The 4,028-nt window shown below is 30.0% G+C and carries 2 protein-coding genes and 1 pseudogene; 2 read left to right on the top strand and 1 reads right to left on the bottom strand.

What is annotated here, in order from left to right; all coding sequences use genetic code 11:
• Positions 1 to 1,097: 1,097 nt before the first annotated feature.
• A pseudogene (locus CD147_RS11600) lies at positions 1,098 to 2,122 on the bottom strand (threonine aldolase family protein).
• Positions 2,123 to 2,351: 229 nt separating this feature from the next.
• Between CD147_RS11600 and CD147_RS11595 the strand changes: the two are divergent.
• Together CD147_RS11595 and cls are read left to right on the top strand one after the other, a co-directional pair.
• Complete coding sequence (locus tag CD147_RS11595) at positions 2,352 to 2,549, top strand: hypothetical protein (RefSeq protein ID WP_103167605.1); 198 nt, start codon at positions 2,352 to 2,354, stop codon at positions 2,547 to 2,549.
• 32 nt (positions 2,550 to 2,581) lie between these two features.
• Positions 2,582 to 4,028, top strand: a 1,447-nt coding sequence (cls, locus tag CD147_RS11590; protein ID WP_103167604.1) for a cardiolipin synthase, incomplete at its 3' end; no start/stop codon positions are given.

Below are 4,028 nucleotides of genomic sequence, written 5' to 3'. Positions count from 1 at the left end.
AGATGTGTATAAGAGACAGCCTTACTACATAGATAAAGAGAAAGTGATGTTATTTAACACCTTGACGGTAAAAGACATTGCTAAATTGGCAGTAGAAGCTATTATAAACGTTATTATTGTTTGAAAATTCTGACTAAATTCATTGCAGTATCTAAATTAATGATATAATTGAAGAAACAATATTTACTAGGAGGGAGAGTATTAGAAGATATAGTTAATAAAGTAAAACTATAATTTTATATAGTTTCAATAGTCGCTATAGGCAAAACGGAGGTAATGATTAATGAGGAATTAAATTACTTCTCCAATGCTTGTTCTTATTATATCTAAATTCTAATACTCAAATGTTATGAAAACTATTTACATAATTTTAATCTTACTTATCTGCCTTAACGTATTTTTAGGAAATAATATCTCACATAATGTTATAACGTTAGTAACAACATTAGTTTTAATTAACGCACTAAAAAAGACCAAGAAAAGCGAAAACAATTAATTTTAAAGCTATTATAAAATAAAGAATTAATACAGAATGAAGTTGTAAATACTAGTAGAATGAGAAGCTTGATCAAACTTCTTCACAATTAAAATTTCTAACATAGCGCTACTTCCCTTATAAGCTAATTTCTTTTTTAAATTATATATCACGTAATCTTTTATTGAGGTTGACTGCATATATATTAAGTAAATCATACAATATATAAAGAACTTAATATATAATGTAATTAATAGTTCTTAAGGAGTGGTTTAATATGAATAAAGTATCAAGTTTATTAGATGTAATGGAAATGATAGTGAATATAGCATTAATACTAGTATTATCGGTTAGCATATTGATATATCTAAAAGAAGATACGGAACTATAAATTAATAGATGAGGAGTATGGAAGTGAAAGTAACTGTTAATGTAAGAAAAACGACTACTAAAGAAAAATTAGAATCCATAATAGGTATAGAGCGTTAATAATAGGTTTTATTTATTTCGTGCGTAATAGATAAGTAATTTACAGTAATTTAAAAAAATAAGTCAAACTATAAAAAAGCGGAGCAATGAAATCTTTAAAATGATGTAGATTTCTGTCCCGCTTTTAACATTGTTAAATTAATTCCAATAACTTATCAACATTTGTTTCAGTAGTAGCCCAACTTGTCGCGAATCTCACTACACGATGGTTGTCATCATATTTTTCCCAAACGGCAATTTAACTTTTTGCTGTAACTCTTTTATTTTTTCTTCACTAAGTACAAAGAATTGTTGGTTTGTAGGGGAATCAAAATAAACTTGATAACCTTTTTCTAAGAATCCTTTTTTCATTTTATTAGCCATATTAATAGCATGACGGCTAATGTCTAAATATAAATTATTTGTAAATAATTCTAAAAATTGCACGCCGATGAGACGACCTTTAGCTAGTAAAGCACCATGTTGTTTAATGCGTGTAGTAAAGTGTTTAGGTTCATTGTTTTTAGTAAAGACAATCGCTTCTCCACATAACGCTCCTATTTTTGTTCCACCAATATAGAAGATATCACAATACTTTGCGATGTCTTCAAAAGTTAAATCACTTTGATTGCTCATTAAGCCATAACCTAATCTTGCTCCGTCCATAAATAGTGGTATCTTGTGTTCTTTACATACAATAGCTAAATCTTTTAATTCATCTTTGCTATACAAAGTTCCATATTCTGTAGGATGAGAAATATAAACCATGCCAGGAAAAACCATATGTTCACGTTTAAAATCATTATAGAAGGTATCTAAATATTCGTTTACTTCCTTAGGCGTAATTTTCCCTTCAAGAGAAGGGATTGCTAACACTTTATGTCCGCTGAACTCTATAGCGCCACCTTCATGAACGGCTACATGCCCAGTATCGGCAGAAATCACGCCTTCATAAGGTTCTAAAACTGAATTTATTACTCCTTGATTCGTTTGTGTGCCCCCAACTAAGAATCTCACCGTAGCATCTTCACATTTAATGGCTTCTCTAATTTTGTCCGCTGCTTGTTTTGAAAATGGGTCATCACCGTATCCAGCAGCCTGGATTAGGTTCGTTTCAAGTAATCGTTGTAATACTTTTTCATGTGCGCCTTCAAGATAATCATTTTCAAATGAAATCATAAGCATCCCTCCACTAATTAATTAAGATTAATTGTTTAATTATTCTGAAAAATAAAATAATAACTTAATTATACAGTAATTCAGTATTAAAGTGAATTAAATATTTAATGCATATAATTGTAAACGCTTTAAAATTAGATTAAAGTTATTAATATCCGTGAATTTAGTTGCAAACTGTATGTAACAATACTATGATTTAATCAAATAAATAAATAAGGAGTGTTATGCAATGAGCAAAGTCAAATTTAAAAAAATTCAAGGGGAATCGATTGAAACTCTTGAAAATAAAATCAATGATTATTTAGAAAGCGATGAAGGTAGCTACTTCGAAATACTGAATATTTCAATAGAAAAGGTAGAAGAACGTAAGTTTCCAAATAATGAAGAAGTACTAAGTGCATTATTGATTCTAACTCATAAAAACTAAATATATTTAACAAATTAATAGGAGTATTAAAAATGAAATTTTTGTTCACCACGAATATAGGAATAATACTAACAATTATACTTGTACTTGCATTTATTATTAATATCGGGTTGGCTTTTACAATTATATTTTTAGAAAGAAATAGAAGGAGCGCCACATCTACGTGGGCATGGCTGTTTGTGCTATTTGTTTTACCAATTATTGGCTTTATTCTCTATTTATTTTTTGGAAGAACAGTTTCTAAACGTAAAATGGAGAAAAATAATGGTAAAGAGCTTGATGCCTTCAAAGGATTAGTAAATAAACAAATTCAACAGTTAGATACACATACATATCGAAGTGATAATGACGAAGTAATTAAGCATCGTGATCTAATTAGAATGTTATTAAATCAACAAGATGCTTTTTTAACTGAAGATAATAAAGTAAATTTATTTACTGATGGTCATAAGCTATATGATAAGGTAGTCGAAGATATATATAATGCTAAAAATTATATACATTTAGAGTATTATACGTTTGAGCTTGATGGTTTAGGTCACCGTATTATTGATGCGTTAGAAACCAAGCTTAAAGAAGGCCTTGAAGTCAAGATTTTATATGATGACGTGGGGTCTAAAAAGGTGGGAATGTCTAAGTTTAAACACTTTAAAGCATTAGGTGGAGAAGTTGAAGCCTTCTTTGCTTCGAAGTTCCCATTAATTAACTTTAGAATGAATAATCGCAACCACAGAAAGATTATTGTTATTGATGGACAAGTAGGTTACATAGGTGGTTTTAACATAGGCGATGATTATCTAGGCTTAGGCAAACTAGGTTATTGGCGAGATACCCATATACGTGTTGAAGGCAGTGTAATTGATGCTTTACAAATGCGCTTTATACTTGATTGGAACTCCCAAGCTCATCGTCCGCAATTTGAATATGACGACAAGTATTTCCCAGAAAAGAAACCACATCAAGGAGATGCGGCAATTCAAATCGTTTCAAGTGGGCCAGCAGAAGAACTTCATCAAATTGAATACGGCTATACTAAGATGATTATGAGTGCGAAGAAGTCTATTTATATGCAAAGTCCTTATTTCATTCCAGACCGTTCTTATATTAATGCGCTAAAAATGGCAGCAAGTACTGGTGTGGAAGTACACCTTATGATTCCTTGTAAACCTGATCATCCATTCGTCTATTGGGCCACGTTTTCTAATGCGGCAGAGTTATTAGAAAGTGGCGTCAAAATATATACTTACCAAAAAGGATTTATTCATTCCAAGGTACTAATGATTGATGATGAAATTAGTAGTGTAGGTTCTGAAAACATGGATTATCGTAGCTTCGTATTAAACTTTGAAGTGAATGCGTTTATATATGATAAAGAAATTGCTAAAGATATAAAAGACGCCTACGCCAATGATATAAAAAGTTCTAAATTATTAACAAAAGAAAAATATAAAAATAGACCTTTAAATATTAAAATTAAAG

It is taken from the genome of Staphylococcus devriesei, from assembly GCF_002902625.1.
GTDB classification, from domain to species: domain Bacteria; phylum Bacillota; class Bacilli; order Staphylococcales; family Staphylococcaceae; genus Staphylococcus; species Staphylococcus devriesei.
Note: the sequence above shows the minus strand (reverse complement) of the source record. Positions and strands in the feature narration are given on the sequence as shown.

Bases quoted from the DNA above. Each gene is read 5' to 3' on its own strand.
- CD147_RS11595 (WP_103167605.1), top strand. From the start codon at position 2,352: ATGAGCAAAGTCAAATTTAAAAAAATTCAAGGGGAATCGATTGAAACT.